The sequence below is a fragment of the Nonomuraea sp. NPDC050022 genome (assembly GCF_044460705.1).
Taxonomy (GTDB): domain Bacteria; phylum Actinomycetota; class Actinomycetes; order Streptosporangiales; family Streptosporangiaceae; genus Nonomuraea.
In genome coordinates this window covers 275799-293390 of sequence record NZ_JBITKE010000010.1, presented here as the reverse complement: position 1 = coordinate 293390, position 17592 = coordinate 275799, and the positions used below count along the sequence as shown (strand labels likewise).

15 protein-coding genes are annotated in these 17592 nt (G+C 69.8%); 6 read left to right on the top strand and 9 right to left on the bottom strand.

What is annotated here, in order from left to right:
* Positions 1 to 3 precede the first annotated feature (3 nt).
* The 3 genes from ACIBO2_RS39325 to ACIBO2_RS39315 are packed head-to-tail and all read left to right on the top strand — an operon-like array spanning position 4 to position 3357.
* Positions 4 to 1011 (top strand): carbohydrate ABC transporter permease, encoded by a 1008-nt coding sequence (locus ACIBO2_RS39325; protein ID WP_397303605.1) that lies wholly within the window; start codon positions 4 to 6, stop codon positions 1009 to 1011.
* Positions 1008 to 1859, top strand: coding sequence for a carbohydrate ABC transporter permease (locus tag ACIBO2_RS39320; RefSeq protein ID WP_358535353.1), 852 nt, complete (start codon positions 1008 to 1010; stop codon positions 1857 to 1859). Before ACIBO2_RS39325 ends, ACIBO2_RS39320 begins: the two co-directional genes overlap by 4 nt.
* Before the next feature lie 58 nt (positions 1860 to 1917).
* Positions 1918 to 3357: a glycoside hydrolase family 3 protein gene (locus tag ACIBO2_RS39315; protein WP_397303602.1), complete on the top strand. Its 1440-nt coding sequence runs from the start codon at positions 1918 to 1920 to the stop codon at positions 3355 to 3357.
* Here ACIBO2_RS39315 and ACIBO2_RS39310 read toward each other — a convergent pair.
* Positions 3347 to 4528: an ROK family protein gene (locus tag ACIBO2_RS39310; RefSeq protein WP_358535349.1), complete on the bottom strand. Its 1182-nt coding sequence runs from the start codon at positions 4526 to 4528 to the stop codon at positions 3347 to 3349. The genes ACIBO2_RS39315 and ACIBO2_RS39310 overlap by 11 nt on opposite strands.
* A gap of 235 nt (positions 4529 to 4763) precedes the next feature.
* Here ACIBO2_RS39310 and ACIBO2_RS39305 point away from each other — a divergent pair, with 235 nt between their 5' ends.
* Positions 4764 to 5213, top strand: coding sequence for an Rrf2 family transcriptional regulator (locus ACIBO2_RS39305; protein WP_214638527.1), 450 nt, complete (start codon positions 4764 to 4766; stop codon positions 5211 to 5213).
* Between the two features lie 224 nt (positions 5214 to 5437).
* Entirely contained in the window at positions 5438 to 6217 is a 780-nt protein-coding gene (locus ACIBO2_RS39300) for a DNA-formamidopyrimidine glycosylase family protein (RefSeq protein WP_397303598.1), read from the top strand.
* Here ACIBO2_RS39300 and ACIBO2_RS39295 read toward each other — a convergent pair.
* From ACIBO2_RS39295 to ACIBO2_RS39270, 6 genes are all read right to left on the bottom strand, one after another.
* Positions 6214 to 6570, bottom strand: coding sequence for a helix-turn-helix transcriptional regulator (locus tag ACIBO2_RS39295; RefSeq protein ID WP_357656163.1), 357 nt, complete (start codon positions 6568 to 6570; stop codon positions 6214 to 6216). The genes ACIBO2_RS39300 and ACIBO2_RS39295 overlap by 4 nt on opposite strands.
* A gap of 334 nt (positions 6571 to 6904) precedes the next feature.
* Complete coding sequence (locus ACIBO2_RS39290; RefSeq protein WP_358535345.1) at positions 6905 to 7396, bottom strand: CinA family protein; 492 nt, start codon at positions 7394 to 7396, stop codon at positions 6905 to 6907.
* 2 nt (positions 7397 to 7398) lie between these two features.
* Positions 7399 to 7971, bottom strand: a complete 573-nt coding sequence (pgsA, locus tag ACIBO2_RS39285; protein WP_357946939.1) for a CDP-diacylglycerol--glycerol-3-phosphate 3-phosphatidyltransferase — start codon at positions 7969 to 7971, stop codon at positions 7399 to 7401.
* The gene (gene rimO, locus ACIBO2_RS39280; protein ID WP_357946937.1) at positions 7968 to 9377 is read right to left on the bottom strand and encodes a 30S ribosomal protein S12 methylthiotransferase RimO; all 1410 of its coding nucleotides are present in this window, start codon (positions 9375 to 9377) and stop codon (positions 7968 to 7970) included. The genes pgsA and rimO overlap by 4 nt, the downstream gene beginning before the upstream one ends.
* A 46-nt stretch (positions 9378 to 9423) precedes the next feature.
* The gene (locus ACIBO2_RS39275) at positions 9424 to 10188 is read right to left on the bottom strand and encodes a helix-turn-helix domain-containing protein (RefSeq protein ID WP_358535341.1); all 765 of its coding nucleotides are present in this window, start codon (positions 10186 to 10188) and stop codon (positions 9424 to 9426) included.
* Positions 10189 to 10266: 78 nt separating this feature from the next.
* On the bottom strand, positions 10267 to 12774 hold the full coding sequence (locus ACIBO2_RS39270) for a DNA translocase FtsK (RefSeq protein ID WP_358535339.1): 2508 nt from the start codon (positions 12772 to 12774) through the stop codon (positions 10267 to 10269).
* Positions 12775 to 13122: 348 nt separating this feature from the next.
* Between ACIBO2_RS39270 and ACIBO2_RS39265 the strand changes: the two genes are divergently transcribed.
* A complete protein-coding gene (locus tag ACIBO2_RS39265; RefSeq protein WP_397303591.1) occupies positions 13123 to 15594 on the top strand; it encodes a SpoIIE family protein phosphatase in 2472 nt (823 codons plus the stop codon).
* 10 nt (positions 15595 to 15604) lie between these two features.
* Here ACIBO2_RS39265 and ACIBO2_RS39260 read toward each other — a convergent pair whose 3' ends face one another.
* Together ACIBO2_RS39260 and ACIBO2_RS39255 are read right to left on the bottom strand one after the other, a co-directional pair.
* Complete coding sequence (locus tag ACIBO2_RS39260) at positions 15605 to 16546, bottom strand: aldose epimerase family protein (protein WP_358535335.1); 942 nt, start codon at positions 16544 to 16546, stop codon at positions 15605 to 15607.
* On the bottom strand, positions 16543 to 17514 hold the full coding sequence (locus ACIBO2_RS39255) for a LacI family DNA-binding transcriptional regulator (protein ID WP_357656179.1): 972 nt from the start codon (positions 17512 to 17514) through the stop codon (positions 16543 to 16545). The genes ACIBO2_RS39260 and ACIBO2_RS39255 overlap by 4 nt, the downstream gene beginning before the upstream one ends.
* Between the last annotated feature and the right edge of the window lie 78 nt (positions 17515 to 17592).

Here is a 17592-nt window from a genome sequence, read left to right as displayed (position 1 = left end):
CTTATGACGAACACCTCGACGCTCGCCAGGGGTGGCGGCCAGTCCTCCACCCCGCGGCGGCCCAACTCCCACCGCCCGGCCCGGGCCAGCGGCCTGCCCACCTGGTCGGTGCCGTACGTGCTGCTGATCCCCGGCCTGCTGGTGATCGGAGCGCTGCTGCTCTACCCGCTGTTCCAGGTCGGGATCATCGCCTTCCAGAAGGTGGGCCTGGTCCAGATCAGCGGCAGGAAGCCCGCCACCTGGGTCGGCTGGGACAACTTCACCCGCATCTTCGACAACGAGATCTTCTGGTCCTCGCTGCGCAACACGCTCGTCTTCGCCGTCCTCGCCGTGTCGCTGACGCTGATCGTCGGTACGGCGGTGGGCGTCCTGCTCAACAAGCTCGGCAGAAAGATGTCCACGTTCGTGGTGGTCGGCATCATGTTCGCGTGGGCCGTGCCGCCGGTGGCGCAGGGCGTCATCTGGAAGTGGCTGTTCGACGCGGAGGCGGGGGTCATCAACTGGGCGCTCAACCTGCTGCCCGACTGGCTGCCGAGCCTGCTCTTCGGCCGGACCGACTGGACCGGCCAGCCCTGGCTCAACGACGCGTGGTCCATCTACATGGTGCTGATCATCTGCGTCGTCTGGGCGAGCTTCCCGTTCGTGGCCGTCTCGGTGCTGGCGGGGCTCAAGGGCATCCCGGCCGAGCTGTACGAGGCCGCGCGGGTGGACGGGTCGTCGGCCTGGCGGACGTTCAGGAAGATCACCTTTCCGCTGCTCAAGCCGGTCTTCGCGGTGCTGACCGTACTGTCGATCATCTGGGACTTCAAGGTCTTCTCCCAGCTGTACGTGCTCATGGGCGGTCCATCGAACCGTGAGGCGTTCAACCTGTCGATCTACTCCTACGCCGAGGCCTTCCGGCCGCCGCCCAAGATGGGCTCCGGCGCGGCGATCGCCCTGGTGCTGACCGCGATCCTGCTGGTCGTCACCGCGGTGTACGTCAGGCAGCTCGTCAAGCAGGAGGAGATGTGAGCCCGCTCGCGCGCAAACAACTCGGCAAGATCGCGCTGAACGCGGCCGGGCTGCTGGTGTTCCTGATCGCGATCTTCCCCGTGTACTGGATGGCCTCGACCTCGTTCAAGGCCAACGACCAGATCTTCACCACCGACTTCATCCCGTTCCCCACCCATTTCACCTTCGAGCACGTCGACCGGGTGCTGAGCGAGGGCGTGGCCGGGCACTCGATCTGGCTCTACATGCGCAACAGCGCCATCGTGGCGGGGGGCACCGTGCTCATCGGGGCGGTCTTCTCGCTGCTGGCGGCGACCGCGGTGGCCCGCTTCAGGTTCAAGGGGCGCAACACGTTCCTGATCCTGCTGCTGATCGTGCAGATGATCCCTTCCGAGGCGCTGCTCATCCCGCTGTTCCTGAGTGTCAAGCGGCTCGGCCTGTACGACCAGCTGGCCGGCCTGATCCTCGTCAACGTGGGGCTCACGCTGCCCTTCGGCATCTGGATGCTGCGCACGTTCGTCGCCGCCGTGCCCAAGTCGCTGGAGGAGGCGGCCTGGATCGACGGCGCGGGGCGGATGACCACGTTCTGGAAGGTGCTCTTCCCCCTGGTCGCGCCGGGCCTGGTGGCCACCAGCATCTTCTCGTTCATCACCGCGTGGAACGAACTGATCTTCGCGCTGGTCCTGATGAGCGGCTCGGAGGGCTACACGATGCCGGTGGCCATGCAGTACTTCTTCGGGCAGAAGGGCACCGACTGGGGCGCCATCATGGCCAGCTCCACGATGATGACCATCCCGGTCGTCGTCTTCTTCCTGCTGGTTCAGCGCCGCATGGTCTCCGGTCTGGTGGCCGGGGCCGTCAAGGGCTGACCGACCCACGCATCTTCGTGCGGCTTCGCCGTGCCCGAAAAACCATTGATGAGGAGCTATGAGTCAGAGTGATCGGGGGCTGCGCCGCCTCGCGGCCGGCACACTGCTCGTCGCCTTCCAGGGCACCACGGCGCCCGACTGGGTGCTGCGCGAGCTCGAGAACGGCCTGGGTGGTGTCACCCTCTTCGGCTTCAACGTCGCCGCCCCGGACCGGTTGCGGGCGCTGACCGCGTCCCTGCGCGCGGTCGGCGAACCTGTCATCTCCCTGGACGAGGAGGGCGGCGACGTCACCCGCCTGGCCTACCACGTCGGCAGCCCGTACCCGGGGAACGCGGCGCTGGGCGCGGTGGACGACGCCGAGCTCACGCACCGGGTCTACCGAGCGATCGGCTCGGAGCTGGCCGCCTGCGGCATCAACCTGGACATGGCGCCCGACGCCGACGTCAACACCGAGGCCGACAACCCGGTGATCGGCACCAGGTCGTTCGGCGACGACCCCGAGCTGGTGGCCAGGCACACGGTGGCCGCTGTCCAGGGCCTGCAGTCGGTGAACGTCGCCGCCTGCGTCAAGCACTTCCCCGGCCACGGCGCCACCCGGGTCGACTCGCACGTGTCCGTGCCCGTCGTCGACGTCACGCTCGACGTGCTGCGCGAGCGCGAGCTGGTGCCGTTCCGGGCGGCGATCGGCGCGGGGACCAAGTCGATCATGACCGCGCACGTGGCGGTGCCCGCGCTGACCGGCCCGACCCCGGCCACGCTGTCGCCCGCCGCACTGACCGAACTGCTCAGGGGCGAGCTCGGGTACGACGGCGCGGTCATCAGCGACGCGATGGACATGCACGCGATCACCAAGAGCGTCGGCCTGGCCGGTGGCGCCGTGCTGTCGCTGACCGCGGGCGCCGATCTGCTCTGCCTGGGCCCGCTGCCCTCCTACGACGACGTGCGGCACATCGTCGACGAGATCGTCACGGCCGTACGGGAGGGACGGCTGCCCGCGGCCCGGCTGGAGGAGGCTGCGGCCAGGCTGGCGGCGCTGCGCGAGTGGTTCGGCTCGCCCGCTTCCCCCTCGGTCGAGCAGAACGGGGTCGGCCTGCACGCCGCCAGGCGCGCGGTGCGGCTCACGGGCGTGACGGAGCCGCTGGTCGAGCCGCTGGTGATCGAGGTGGACACGCCGCCGACCATCGCCGTCGGCGACGTGCCCTGGGGCGTGGGGCCATGGCTGCCCCAGGCCGAGATCATCCGGGTGAAGCCGGCCGACGCGGACGTGCCGGTGCTGCTGGCGAAGGCCACTCATCGGTCGCTGGTCCTGGTGATCAAGGACGCGCACCGCAACGAGGCCAGCCGCGAACTCGTCTCCGCCCTGGTGGCGGCCCGGCCCGACGCGACGGTGATCGAGATGGGGCTGCCGATCTGGCGGCCGGACAGCGCGGCCTACATCGCGACGTACGGCGCGGCCCGCGCGAACGCCCAGGCGGCGGTGGAACTGCTCACGGTTTGAGGAGTGCCTCGCGGGCCTGGTCCAGGGCCGCGAGGACGGCGCCGCGCAGCACCGGGTTCTTGTCGGTGACCGTGGTGGTGACGACCTGGGGGCGTACGGGGCAGATGCGGGCCACGGCCTCCTCCACCCGGGCGGTGAGCGCGGTGCCACCGGCCTGGCCCACCTCGCCCGCCAGCACGACCAGCCCCGGATCGAGGATCACGCAGACCGCGGCCACGCCGAGCGCGAGCCGGTGCGCGATCTCGTCGAGAAAGGGCTCGCCCTCGGCTCCGGCCGCCATGGCGACCTTCACGCACTCCCCGGCGCTCTCGGCCGTGAACCCGTAGCCCTCCGCGAGCTCGCCCACGGCCTCGGCGCTGACGAGCGACTGCAGGCCGCCCGCCAGCGAGGGCAGGCGACCCGGCTCGTTGCGAATGTCCTCGGGCAGCGGTACGCCGGGCACCGGCAGGTAGCCGATCTCGCCCGCGCTGCCCGAACGGCCCCGGTGCAGCTTGCCGCCGAGCATCACCGCGAGACCGAGACCACGGGCGGACCAGAGCAGCACGAAGTCGTCCAGCCCCTGGGCGGCGCCGTCGGCGCGCTCGGCGATCGCGGCCAGGTTGACGTCGTTCTCGATCGTCACCTCGCGCTTGAGGTCACCGGCGAGCGCCTCGTGGATGCCCTCGTGCCAGCCGGGCAGGTCGAAGGAGAAGCGCACGTCGCCGCTGCGCGGATCGACCACGCCGGGGGTGCCGATGACCACGCCGCGCAGCCGGCCGATGCTGATCTTGGCGCTGCGGCAGGCCTTCATGATCGCGCCGTGCACCACCGAGACCGGGTCGTCGAGGTCGGCGGGGTCGACGGTGACCTCGGCGATCGTCCGGCCGTGGATGTCGGCGACGGCCGCGGAGATCAGCTCGGGCCCCACCTCGAGCCCGGCCACGTAGGCGCTGGAGGGGATGACGGAGTAGAGCGCCGCGTTGGGGCCGCGCCCGCCGGCCTGCGTGCCGACGACCTCGACCAGCCCGCGCTCCTCCAGCCGGGACAGCGTCTGCGAGGCGGTGACCTTGGACAACCCTGTCTGATCGCCGATCTGCCCCCGCGTCATCGGGCCCGTGGCCAGCAACAACTCCAGTGCGGCCCGGTCGTTGATCTCCCTGAGCAGTCTGGGCACACCAGGGCGTCGCTCCACGCTGAATCCCACCGTCAAATCGAAAAGGTTGTTGGAAGTTTAGCGCCCTGGACCTTGCTTATCACCGCAGGTGAACACGAGGATGTCTCACGATCATCCCCTCTGTCCTGCGCCGCCTCGGCAGCCCACTGATCGCGGTGTCCGCGCAGGCACCGCGCCTGCCGCGCCGGGATCGACCGCCCATTCTGGCGACGTTGCGCATAACCAGTGTTGACCAGGAGGGATAATCGACAACATGCGCCTTTCCGCTCGTGTCGACTACGCCCTCCGTGCTGCCGCCGAACTCGCCGCGGCCGGCGCCGGCCCGACCACCGTGGGCGAGCTCGCCAAAGAGCAGGACATGCCCCCCAAATACCTGGAAAACATCCTGCTGCAGATGCGCCGCGCCGGACTGGTCCGCGGCCAGCGAGGTCCGGAAGGCGGCTACGTCCTGGCCCGGGCCGCCGCGGAGATCTCTCTCGCCGACGTCATCAGGGCGGTCGACGGGCCACTGGCCAACGTACGTGGAGAGCGTCCCGAGCACGTGGGCTACCGGGGACCGGCGGAGTCGCTGCAGCAGGTCTGGATCGCGCTGCGCGCCACCGAACGCGCCATCCTGGAGGAGGTCACGCTGGACCAGGTGGCCAGCGGCGCCCTCCCCGACCGCGTCCGCCAACTCGCCGCCGACCCCGCCGCCTGGGACTGACCCGCACGACGCCGCCGACCCCGCCGCCTGGGTCTGACCCGCACGACGCGGCCACCTCGCCGCCTGGGACTGACCCCACCCCCGGGCCGATTCGCCGCTCTGGGAATGACTCCACACAACGCGGCCAGCTCGCCGCCCGGGGAGTTACCCCACCCGGCGGCTCAGCCGGGACGCCGTTCAGGAGGGGACGCCTGCCGGTCCGGCCGGGTTTCTAGACTGGGGGCATGCCCGAAGGAGATGCCGTCTACCGTACGGCCGCGCGGCTGCGCGGCGCGCTCGACGGCCGAATCCTGACCCGTTCGGACTTCCGCGTCCCCCGGCACGCCACGGCCGATCTCAGTGGCCGGACGGTCCTGGAGAGCCTCTCACGTGGCAAGCACCTGCTGACCCGCGTCGAGGGCGGCCTGACCGTGCACACGCACCTGCGCATGGACGGCAGCTGGCGAGTGCTGCCCGCGGGCCGTCGCACCGCCCCCGGCGACCAGATCCGGCTGGTGCTGGCCAACGAGCAGTGGCAGGCCGTGGGCGTGCGGCTGGGGGTGGTGGACCTGCTGAAGACCGCCGACGAGCACCGCGTCGTCGGACATCTGGGGCCCGATCTGCTCGGCGACGACTGGGATCCGGCCGAGGCCGTGCGCCGCCTGCGCGAGGCGCCGGAACGGACGATCGGGGAGGCGCTGCTCGATCAGCGCAATCTCGCGGGAATCGGCACCATCTATCGCGCCGAGACACTCTTCCTGCGCGGCATCTGGCCGTGGCGGAAGGTCGGCGACATCGAGGACCTGGACGCGCTCGTGACGCTCGCCCAGCGGCTCCTGGCGGCGAACAGGACACACGCCGCCACAGTGACCACGGGCGACCGCAGACCGGCCGGCCAGACGTGGGTTTACGGCAGGGCAGGCCGACCTTGCCGCCGATGCGGAACGCGCATCAGTCGCGGCGAGATGGGCGCACAGCCACAGGAACGCCTGATCCTGTGGTGTGGTGACTGCCAACCGCGTTAGGCGGCCACCATGTCCTTGACTTCGGGAAACACGGAGTCGGAGATCGACCCGGGCACCGTCTCGGGAAGGGGGATGCGCTCGTGCTCCGGCGCGTCGGCGAGGACAGGGGTGGCCTGGAGCTCCGCCAGCGCGAACTGGTCGGACACCTCACGCAACACCTGCGACAGCGGCACCCCGAGGGCGCCACAGATCGACGCCAGCAGCTCCGATGACGCCTCCTTCTGACCGCGCTCTACCTCGGACAGGTAGCCAAGCGAGACACGCGCCAGCGTGGACACCTCACGAAGGGTGCGTCCCTGCCGCACCCTCAATCGCCTCAGCACGTCGCCGAGCAGCTGACGCAGCAGAATCATCTGTCGCTCCCTCCCCGGCGTGGATGGCTTCACCGCCACGCCCCGCGCGGTCGGATCGTGCCGTCCGTTCTTCTTCTTCGGCTCGTACATGCTCCTCGCCGTCATCATCGGACGTCTCCGTCCCTGCCCCGCCGCGCTTCCTTCATTGCGCAATGGCTCAGTGCGTGACAGCTCATTACGTGAAGGTTCGTTACGTGACTCGTTAGGCCCGCCTGCCGGGCGCTCGGTGCTTGCAGATGGCTCACGGACCTCACTCACAGCTCCACCGTACCCGTATCAACCGACACCGTGTGAGACCGTGCCTCGGATGTTCGCTGGGGACGTAACACGGTAATCACCCGGTATGTTCCCCATTGTTCCCCTTCAGCACACTTGCCAGTAGATCGATAGCCTCGTCCACCGTCTCTACCCTGATACGTTCGCGAGACCCCTCAAGCCTCAACTGTCTCTGCCAAATCTGATCGCCGGGTCCGCTGACGGCCACATGCACCGTGCCGACGGGCTTCCCGTCCTGTGGCTCCGGCCCCGCCACACCGGTCACCGCCAGGCCGTATGTCGCCTCGCACAGCCGGGCGACCCCCGTCGCCATCGCCGCCGCCACCTCCGGGTGCACGGCCCCTTCCCGGCGCAACAGCTCGTCCGGAACCGCCAGCAGCCGGTGCTTCAGATCGGTGGCGTAGGAGATGACCCCGCCCCTGAAGGACTTGGAGGACCCCGAGACCGAGGTGAACGCCGCCCCGATGAGCCCGCCGGTCAGCGATTCGGCCACGGCGAGCGTGGCGGCCCGGTGTACGAGCAGGGAGAGAACCTCCGCGGCACCAACCATGATCACTCCCCGCGGGCCCGTCTGGCCACCTGCCGTAGCTTGATCGCGCGCACCACGTAGTCGACGCCCGTGGCCACCGTGACGACCACGGCCGCGCCCATCACCACCCAGCGGATCGTGTCGGGCACGTGGGGCAGGATGTAGAGGACGATGGCCGTGATCTGCAGCACGGTCTTGACCTTGCCGCCGTAGCTGGCCGGGATGACCGCGTGCCTGAGCAACACGAACCGCAGGGCGGTGATGCCCAGCTCGCGGCCCAGGACGGTGACCGTCACCCACCACGGCAGCTCGCCGAGGATCGACAGGGACACCAGGGCCGCGCCGGTCAGCGCCTTGTCGGCGATCGGGTCGGCGATCTTCCCGAAATCGGTGATCAGCCCGTAGCGCCTGGCCAGCTCGCCGTCCAGATGATCGGTGAACGAGGCCACGCCGAACACCGCCAGCGCACCCAGGCGCCAGCCCATGCCCGGCAGGAAGAGACAGACGACGAAGAAGGGGACGAGCACCAACCGGAGGACCGTGAGGACGTTGGCGATGTTCCACGGGCTCACCACGCGGCGCTCGTCCTTGGTCATGGACCGGCCTTGATGCGCGCGATCAGGTCAACCCCCTCGGCATCGACCACCACCGCGCGCACGATCTGACCGCGGACCAGGCCGATGCCCTGGACCGTGACGGACCCGTCGACCTCGGGACCCTGGTGGGCGGCCCGTCCCTCATAGCCACCGTCGCCCAGGTCGTCGTCGATGAGCACGTCGACCTCCGTGCCGATGCGCTCCTCCGCGCGCTGCGCGGTCAGCTCCTCGGCGAGCTCGGTCAGGACGCGCACACGCTCGTCGATGACGTCCTGGTCGAGCTTGCCGGCGAAGCCGGCCGCCTCGGTGCCGTCCTCGTCGGAGTAGCCGAACACGCCGATCACGTCGAGCCTGGCCTGCTCCAGGAACCCGACCAGCTCGCCGAACTCCTCCTCCGTCTCACCGGGGAAGCCGACGATGAAGTTGGAGCGCACACCCGCCTCGGGCGCGCCCTCACGGATGCTGTCCAGCAGTCCCAGGAAGCGCTCAGGGTCGCCGAAACGGCGCATCCGGCGCAGCACGGTGCCACTGGCGTGCTGGAAGGACAGGTCGAAGTAGGGGGCGATGCCCTCGGTGCCGGCGAGCACGTCGATGAGCCCCGGCCGCAGCTCGGCCGGTTGCAGGTAGCTGGCCCGCACCCGCTGGATGCCCTCGACCGCCGCCAGCCGCGGCAGCAGCTTCTCCAGCGCCCTCAGGTCGCCCAGGTCCTTGCCGTAGGACGTCGAGTTCTCACTGACGAGGACGAGCTCACGGACGCCCCGGTGGCCCAGCCAGTCGGCCTCGGCCAGGAGCTCCTCGGGATCGCGGGAGACGTAGGCGCCACGGAAGGCCGGGATGGCGCAGAACGTACAGCGCCGGTCGCAGCCGGAGGCCAACTTGAGCGAGGCCACCGGGCTCTCGTCGAGCCGTTTGCGCAGCACGCGGGGCCCGCTGGCGGGCGCCAGCCCGTCGGGCAGGTCGCCGTGGCCGGGGATGGCGGTCTTGCCCGCGCTGGCACGGTCCACGGGCGAGATGGGTAGCAGGGTGCGGCGGTCTCTTGGCGTGTGCGGCTTGAGCGGCCGACCGGCGAGCACGTCGTCGAGTCGGCCGCCGATCTCGGTGTAGTCGTCGAAGGAGATGACCGCGCTGGCCTCGGGCAGAGCGTCGGCGAGCTCGTTGCCGTAGCGCTCGGCCATGCAGCCCGCGGCGACCACCTTGGCCCCGGAGTCGGCCGCGGCCAGCAGCGTGTCGATGGAGTCCTTCTTCGCCGAGTCGATGAAGCCACACGTGTTGACGACGACGACATCGGGGTCGTCGTCGCCCAGCTGCCAACCGGCAGCCTCAAGTCGCGCGGCCAGCTCCTCGGAGTCGACCTCGTTGCGCGCGCAGCCCAGAGTGATCAGCGATGCGGTTCGGCGGGATGACATGGTGAACACTACGGTATCGGCAGTTGGCCACCACCGGGCGCACGGGCTACCTAGGTTGTGCCTTGGAAGGCTTGAACGAGCGCGTCACCATCTCCCCGCTGGCCCCCGGATGACCCAGATCCTTGCCGTCGACCTGCAGCGACACGGCGCCCGCGTCACCGATCAGAAGATGGACCTCGATGTCGGACCGGTAAGTCTTGCTCTTGCCCGCCTTCAACGTCCCCGAGAACAGCTTGCGTCCCTTGGCGTCGCTGACGTTCAGGTAGGACGGGCTCTTGGCCTTGACCTTGACGACGACGACGTCCTTGGCGGCCGTTTTGGACGCCTTCCCCTTGGCGTGCGACGCCTTGGGAGCGTGCTCGTTGATCGGGACGTTCGGCGGGATGAGGTGGGAGTCGGCGGTGCGCATCTCGTCCGTCGTGCCGCCGCCGAGCACCCTGACCGCCCCGAAGACCATGGTGATGGCCAGTGCCACGCCCAGCGCCATCGTCCAGTTGAGACCGCGCCGCTCGTTGATCCTGATCTTGCGTTCGGCCTGGAAGACGGCGGCGGCCCGGATGGGCGTGGCCGCCCCGCTGTGTTCTTCGTCATAGAGGTGGACGGTCGCCACGGGATCGAGCCCGACGGCCTTGGCTACGGCCCTGACGTGTCCCCTCGCATAGAAATCACCACCGCACTGCGAGAAGTCGTCGCGCTCGATCGCGTAGATGATCGCCTCACGAATGCGGGTGGTCTCGCTCAGTTGCGCGACCGTCAGCCCGGCTGACCGCCGGGCTGCCGCGAGCATGGCCCCTGTGCTCTGTTCCGGCATGGCTAGCGCCTTCCGTCCCACGACGTTCTGTAATGATTCACATTCAATCAGTAGTCGTCGGGCGAACGTGCATTGGGGTCATTCGCCACGCAAGTCAGCTAGCAAACCGGGCAGATCATCGGGCTTCACGATCACTTCGCGAGCCTTGGAGCCCTCGCTGGGACCGACCACATTGCGGCTTTCGAGCAGGTCCATGAGCCGCCCCGCCTTGGCGAAGCCGACGCGGAGCTTGCGCTGCAGCATCGAGGTCGAGCCGAACTGCGTGGTCACGATCAGCTCGGCCGCCTGGACGAGCAGGTCGAGGTCGTCGCCGATGTCGCCGTCGATCTCCCGCTTGACCGGCGCCGCGGCGACGTCGTCGCGGTATTCGGCCTGCATCTGCGTCTTGCAGTGCGTGACGATCTCGGCGATCTCCTTCTCGGAGACGAACGCGTTCTGGATGCGGATGGGCTTGCTGGCGCCCATCGGCAGGAACAGCGCGTCACCCTGGCCGACCAGCTTGTCGGCGCCCGGCTGGTCGAGGATGACCCGCGAGTCGGTGAGGCTCGACACGGCGAAGGCCAGCCGCGAGGGCACGTTCGCCTTGATCAGGCCGGTGACCACGTCGACGGAGGGCCGCTGCGTGGCGATGACCAGGTGGATGCCGGCCGCGCGGGCGAGCTGCGTGATGCGCACGATCGAGTCCTCGACGTCACGCGGAGCGACCATCATCAGGTCGGCCAGCTCGTCGACGATCACCAGGAGGTACGGGTAGGGCTGGTAGACCCGCTCGCTGCCCGGCGGCGGCTGCAGCTTGCCGGCCCGCACGGCCTTGTTGAACTCGTCGACGTGCCGGAACCCGCTGGCGGCCAGGTCGTCGTAGCGACGGTCCATCTCCCCCACCACCCATTCGAGGGCCTCCGCGGCCTTCTTCGGGTTGGTGATGATGGGCGTGATCAGGTGAGGGATGCCCTCGTAGACCGACAGCTCCACCCGTTTGGGGTCGACGAGCACCATGCGCACCTCGTCGGGCGTGGCTCGCATCAGGATGGAGGTGATCAGGCCGTTGACGCAGACCGACTTACCGGCGCCGGTGGCGCCCGCGATGAGCAGGTGGGGCATCTTGGCGAGGTTCGCCACGATGGTGCGGCCCTCGACGTCCTTGCCCAGCCCCACGATCATCGGGTGGTGGTCGCTCTGCGCCACCTGGGACTTCAGCACGTCGCCCAGGGAGACCAGGTCCTTGTCCGCGTTCGGGATCTCCACCCCGATCGCCGACTTCCCCGGAATCGGCGACAAGATCCGGACATCCGCCGATTTAACGGCGTACGCGATGTTCTTGGTGAGCGCCGTGACCTTCTCCACCTTGACCGCGGGGCCCAGCTCGATCTCGTAGCGGGTCACGGTCGGGCCGCGGGTGAACCCGATCACCTGCGCGTCGATGACGAACTGCTCAAGGACGCTGGTCAGCGCGTTGACGACGACGGTGTTGGCCTTGGTCTGCGGCTTGGGCGCGCTGCCCGGCTTGAGGAACTGCAGATCGGGCAGACTGTACGGCCCTGCCTGGGGCGAGAGCACCAGCTGCTCGACCTTGCGGGGCGCGGGAGTGGGCTCCGGCGGCTCGGCCTTCTTGACCGGCGTGGGGGGCGGCTCCTCCTCGTCCGTCAGCCCCGGCACGATCTCGGGAGAGTGCTCGGCGCGCTTGTCCTGCTCGGAGAGCACCGGCGTGTCGTACGGCTTGACCAGATCGGCCTTCTCGCCCGTCTCGCCCTTCTTGGCCCTGGTCCGCTTCTTGACGGGCGCGGCCTGCTCGGCGAGCGCGTGCCGTTCGAACAGCAGGTGCGTGAGCTCGGCCAGCCGCTCCGGGACGCGGTGGACCGGGGTGGCCGTGATGACCAGCACGCCGAAGCCCGACAGGATCAGCAGCAGCGGGATCGTGATCCAGGCGGGCAGGATGCTCATCGGCGGCGCCGAGACGATGAACCCGATGATGCCGCCCGCCTGCGACACCCGCTCCATGCCGTCGTTGGCGGTGCCGGCGGGGTAGGGCGTGTCGTTGGCGACGTGGATGACGCCGAGCACGCCGACCAGCAGCGCGCTCCACCCGATCACCATGCGGCCGGTGTCGGCGTTCTGGTCGGGGTGGCGCAGGTAGCGCCAGGCGAGCAGGCCGAGCAGCAGCGGCAGCGCCCACGCCAGCGACCCGAACACGCTGTGCACGGTGACGTTGACCACGCCGGAGACCGTGCTGTCGGCCTGGCGCCAGGTCATCGCGGCCAGCACGATGGCGCCGGCGAGCACGGACAGGCCCACCCCGTCGCGCCGATGCGCGGGATCCAGGTCGCGCGCGTTCTTGCCGAGCGCCCGAGCAGTGCTGCCGATGCCGTTGGCGAGCAGCATCCAGAGCCCGACGATCAGCTTGCCGATCATCGTGAAGACCCACGTGATCGGGTCATGGTGGGTCATGCCCGGCTTGCGGGCCGACCCGGCCCCCTTCGCCCTCGGCCGCCCGGTCGAGCTGGATGCGCGCTTGGCGGGGGTCGAGCGGGCGGAGGTCGACCGCTTCGCCGGCCCCTTGGATGCGCTTTTCGGCGTACGGGTGGCCATGATGCCAAAGGTACGACGGAGACACCGCGGAACGCACACAGGCTCGCCGAACACGCGTGAAGGCAGCGTGCGAAAGCTCTCCTACCCCGCACCCGTCACCATCGAACCGTGTCGAAGGCCGTCTGCATCGCGCAGTACCGCGTGTTCTTACGGGACAGATCGGCGAAGACCTCATCAGAGCCTTCCTTCTCCCCCGAGACCACCTGAGACCCGCCCATTCCTCACCTCCAGCGGGTCCAACAGCACGACCATGGAGGCCTTCTTTGCAACTGGGGGTATTGGAGCCGTCCAGTCTGCCACTCTGAGAGTGACCGAACTGCCACATCGAGTGATGTTCTAGGACGCATAGTGGACACGACCCGCGTGTCGAGCACGGCCTTCGACGGCACCCCACAGGCCCCCGCGGCCGCACGGCGCTTCGTACGTCAGGTGCTCGGCGAATGGCAACTGAGCCACCTGACCGAAGACGCCGTGCTGCTGACCAGTGAACTCGTCACCAATGCCGTGGTGCACGCGGGCACGGGGCTGGAGCTGACCTGCCGGCTCGACCCGAACGCCGTCCCGACCAGACTGGAGATCGAGGTCGACGACCACCACCCGACCCTGATCGTGCCGGCCGCCGAGTCGCCGCCGCCCGAGGGCATGGCCACGAGCGGGCGCGGTCTGGCGCTGGCGGGCATGCTCGCCGACGCCTGGGGCGTCACCTACACGGGCGCGGCCAAGCGGGTCTGGGTCCGCATGGAGCTCGACAAGGGGTGCGGCCACGAGAGCGCCTCCGGCATCCCCGCCACGAAGGCCGCCTCGATCGCGGCCTCCACGGAGAGCCTGCACGTCGCCGTCATCGTGAGCGACCTCGACGGCCGGATCGTCTCCTGGAACGCCGAGGCGGAGGCACTGCTCGGCTGGTCCGCCGCCCAGGTCGCCGGCGAGCCGCTGGCGGATCTGGTCGCCTGGCGCAGGCACGGCCCGTGCGCGCTGTCGCTGTCGGACACACTCGGCCTGGGCCGCTGGCGCGGCGAGTCCAGGATGCGGCACCGCGACGGGGACCTGCTCCCGGTCTACATCTCCCACCTGCGCACCGACGGCCGCGCGCAGGACCGTCGGTCGATCTGGATAGTGGTGTCCAGCGACCACCGCTATGTCCTGGCCTCCCCGCCCGCCCCGCTCAAGCGAGAGCAGGGCGGCCGCATCAAGGACCTGCTCGACCACGACATGCCGCTGGACGAGTTGCTCGACACCATCGCGCAGATCGTCCAGCTGTCCAGCGCGGCCGACGCCGCCTATGTGCTGGTACGGGCCGAGGGCGGCAACCGGTTCGGCGTCGCGGCGGGCACCGGGGCGACGGCGGGGCTGGTGGGGGTGGTGACCGCGGGCGTGTTCGGCGTGGAGCGGCAGGCGCCGGTGATGTTCGAGGACCTGCTGGCCACCGACGTCGAGCTGGCCCAGCGGCTCCAGGCCAGGTCGCTGGTGTGCGCGCCGCTCGTGGTGGCGGGCGAGGTGACCGGCTACCTCGTGGCGACCGCCGCCGAGCCCGGCCGGTTCGACCAGGCGCTCACCGCGAGCCTGCAGCACATCGCGGACCAGGTGGCGGTGACCGTGCAGCGCGAGCGGCTGGCCGAGCGCGACCGGGCGCATCGGGGCCGGCTGTCGTTCCTCGCGGAGGCCGGCGAGCTGCTGGCGGGCGTGCACGACGAGGAGCTGATCGCGGCTCTGACGGCCCAGCTGGTCGTGCCCAAGATCGCCACCTGGGCGGCGGTCTACCTGACCGACCTGGCGGGCATGACCAGGCTCGCGCACGTGTGGCACAGCGAGGAACGCCACAACGCCGACCTGCGCCAGGCCCTGCCCGTCATCCCGCGTTCGGCGCTGGGCGAGGCGACCTGGCCGGTCGGGCCGGAGAGCGTGCTGTCGTTCCCGCTGCTCACCCAGGGCCGCTCGCACGGCGCGCTGGTGATCGGGCGCGTCGAGCCGACCCTTCCGCTGGAGCTGGCCGACCTGCTCGCCGACCTGTGCCGCCTGGTGGCGCTCAACCTGCACACGGCCATGCTCTACTCGCGGCAGGCGACCACGTCACGGGTGCTGCAGCGCAGCCTGCTGCCCATGCGGGTGGCGCCGATGCCGGGGCTGGAGTCGGCGGTCGTCTACGAGCCCGCCGAAGAGGGCGCGCACGTCGGCGGCGACTTCTACGACCTGTTCACCGTCGGCGACCACTGGTGCTTCGCTCTCGGCGACGTCTGTGGCAGCGGTCCGGAGGCCGCCGCGGTGACCGGGCTGGCCCGCCACGCCGTACGGCTGCTGGCCAAGGAGAACTACACCGTGTCCGACATCCTCGACCGGCTCAACCAGACGCTGCTGGATGAGGGTGAGGACGGCCGCTTCCTCAGCCTGCTCTGCGGCGAGCTGACACCGCTGCCTCAGGGCGGCGCGCTGTGCACGCTCGCCTCGGCTGGTCATCCCCCGCCCCTGCTGCTGCGCGCGAACGGCGAGGTCCAGCCCGTCGCCACCTCCCAGCTGCTGCTGGGCATCGACGGCGACGCGCGGTTCTACACCGAGACGTTCGAGCTGCTGCCCGAGGAACTGCTGCTGTGCGTCACCGACGGCGTCACCGAGCGGCGCGACGGCAACCGGCTGCTCGATGACGACGACGGGCTGACCGCGATCCTGTCGGGCTGCTCGGGGCTGAGCGCGCACGCCGTGGCCGAGCGGATCCGGCAGGCGGTCGAGTCGTTCGCCACCGAACCGTCGAACGACGACGTGGCGCTCCTGGTGCTCCGCGCCACGACCGCGCTGCGGGCAGGCGGTCAAGTAGGGAACCGGTAGGAGCGGGCGGTCAGCTGGTGAACCGGTAGGAGGTCGTGGAGGTGCGGGTCTCGCCCGGCCGCAGCACGGTCGAGGGGAACTGCGGCTGGTTGGGCGAGTCGGGGAAGTGCTGCGTCTCCAGGCACAGACCCGCGTGCGGTCCGTACGGCGTGGCGACGCCGTCCAGCATGCCGCCCGCGTAGAACTGGACCCCCGGCTCGGTGGTCGTGACCTCCATGGTCAGACCGCCGACCGGCTCGGTCACCCGGATGCCGCCGTCGAGCACGAAGCAGTGGTCGTAGCCGCCGTCGTAGCGCTCGCCCACCGCGTGCGGCGTGGTGAAGTCGAACTCCGTGCCCTTGACCGGCGCCGGCTCGCCCGTGGGGATCTTGTCCTCGTCGACGGGCAGGTAGTGCTCGGCGTCCATCTGGATCACGTGCCCGAGCACGTCACCACTGCCGGCCAGGTTGAAGTAGGAGTGGTTGGTGAGGTTGACGACGGTGGGCGCGTCGGTCTCGGCCGTGTAGTCCAGGCGCAGGGCGTCGTCCTCGAGCGTGTAGGTGATCGAGGCGGTCAGCGTGCCCGGATAGCCCTGGTCACCGTCGGGGCTGGTCAGCGTGAGCGTCACGGAGGAGTCGGTGGCCTCGGAGATCGTCCACACCTTGCGGTCGAAGCCACGGTTGCCGCCGTGCAGGCTGTTGGGCCCGTTGTTGAGCGGCAGGCGGTGTTCGACATCGTCGAGGGTGAAGCGGCCGCCCGCTATGCGGTTGCCGTATCTGCCGACGACGGCGCCGAAGTAGCGGCTGCGGGTGAGGTAGTCCTCCAGCGTGGGCAGTCCGAGCACCACGTTGACGCCGGACACCTCCAGCGACTGCAGGATGGCGCCGTACGTGAGCACGCTCGCGCGCAGCCGTCCTGAGGACAGCTCGACACGCTCGACCTGTTCACCCGACGGCAGCGTTCCGAACATCATCTGTGTGCCTTTCCCGTGGACTCGCGGACGATCAGGGCCGTCTCCAGCATCGTGGCGGCGGCGGTGGCCGCCGAATCGACCGACTGGAGCAGCAGGTCTACGGCGATGCGGCCGGCGGCGGCGGTGGGCATCGCGATCGTGGTCAGCTTCGGGCGGCTCAGCCGGCCCGGCACGATGTCGTCCACGCCGATCACGCTGACGTCTCCGGGGACGCTCTTGCCCCGCTCGGCGAGCCCCTCGATGAGGCCGATGGCGACCAGGTCGTTGTAGGCCAGCACGCCCGTCGCGCCCGAGGCGATGACGTCGGTGGCCGCCGCCAGGCCGCCCAGCTCCGTCGGCGGGTTGGGGCCGAGGAAGACGACGTCCACGTCGTTCATCGCGGCGGCCGCCTCCTGCATCTCCTTGCTGGTCCACGACCCGCTGGGCCCGGTGACCAGCGCGATGCGCCGGTGCCCGAGCGCGGTGAGGTGTTCGACGGCCTGCCTGGCCCCGCGGCCCACGTCCATGAGCACGGTCGGCATGCCCTTGGCCCGGCGGTTGACCACGACGAACGGCACCTCCTCGCGCAGCCGCTCTATCGTCCGGTTCGTCAGGCGCGGGCTGCACAGCAGCACGCCGTCGACCTGCTTGGTGAGGGTCTGGATCAGATCCTCCTCCACCTGCGGGTCTTCATCGGTGTCGGCCACGAACACGTGGTAGTCGCGGAGCCTGGCCTGCGCCTGGGCGGCCTTGATCAGCGGCGGGAAGAAGGGATTGGCGATGTCGGCCACGATGAGGCCGATGTTGTGGGTGCGGCCCGTGGTCAGCGCCCGCGCGGCGCGGTTGGGCCGGTAGCCGAGATCCTCGGCGATGGCGAGCACGCGGGTGCGCGTCTCGGGGTTGACCAGGTGGGGCGCGGAGAACGCCCGGGACACCGTGGAAACATGTACGCCCGACGCCTCAGCCACGTCACGAATCGTCACCGCCACGCTTGGCCTCCTCCGACCGTACCTAGTACTTTAGTGCAATCGTTTGTATCACTGTCAATCAGCCATCCCCGCCGGATT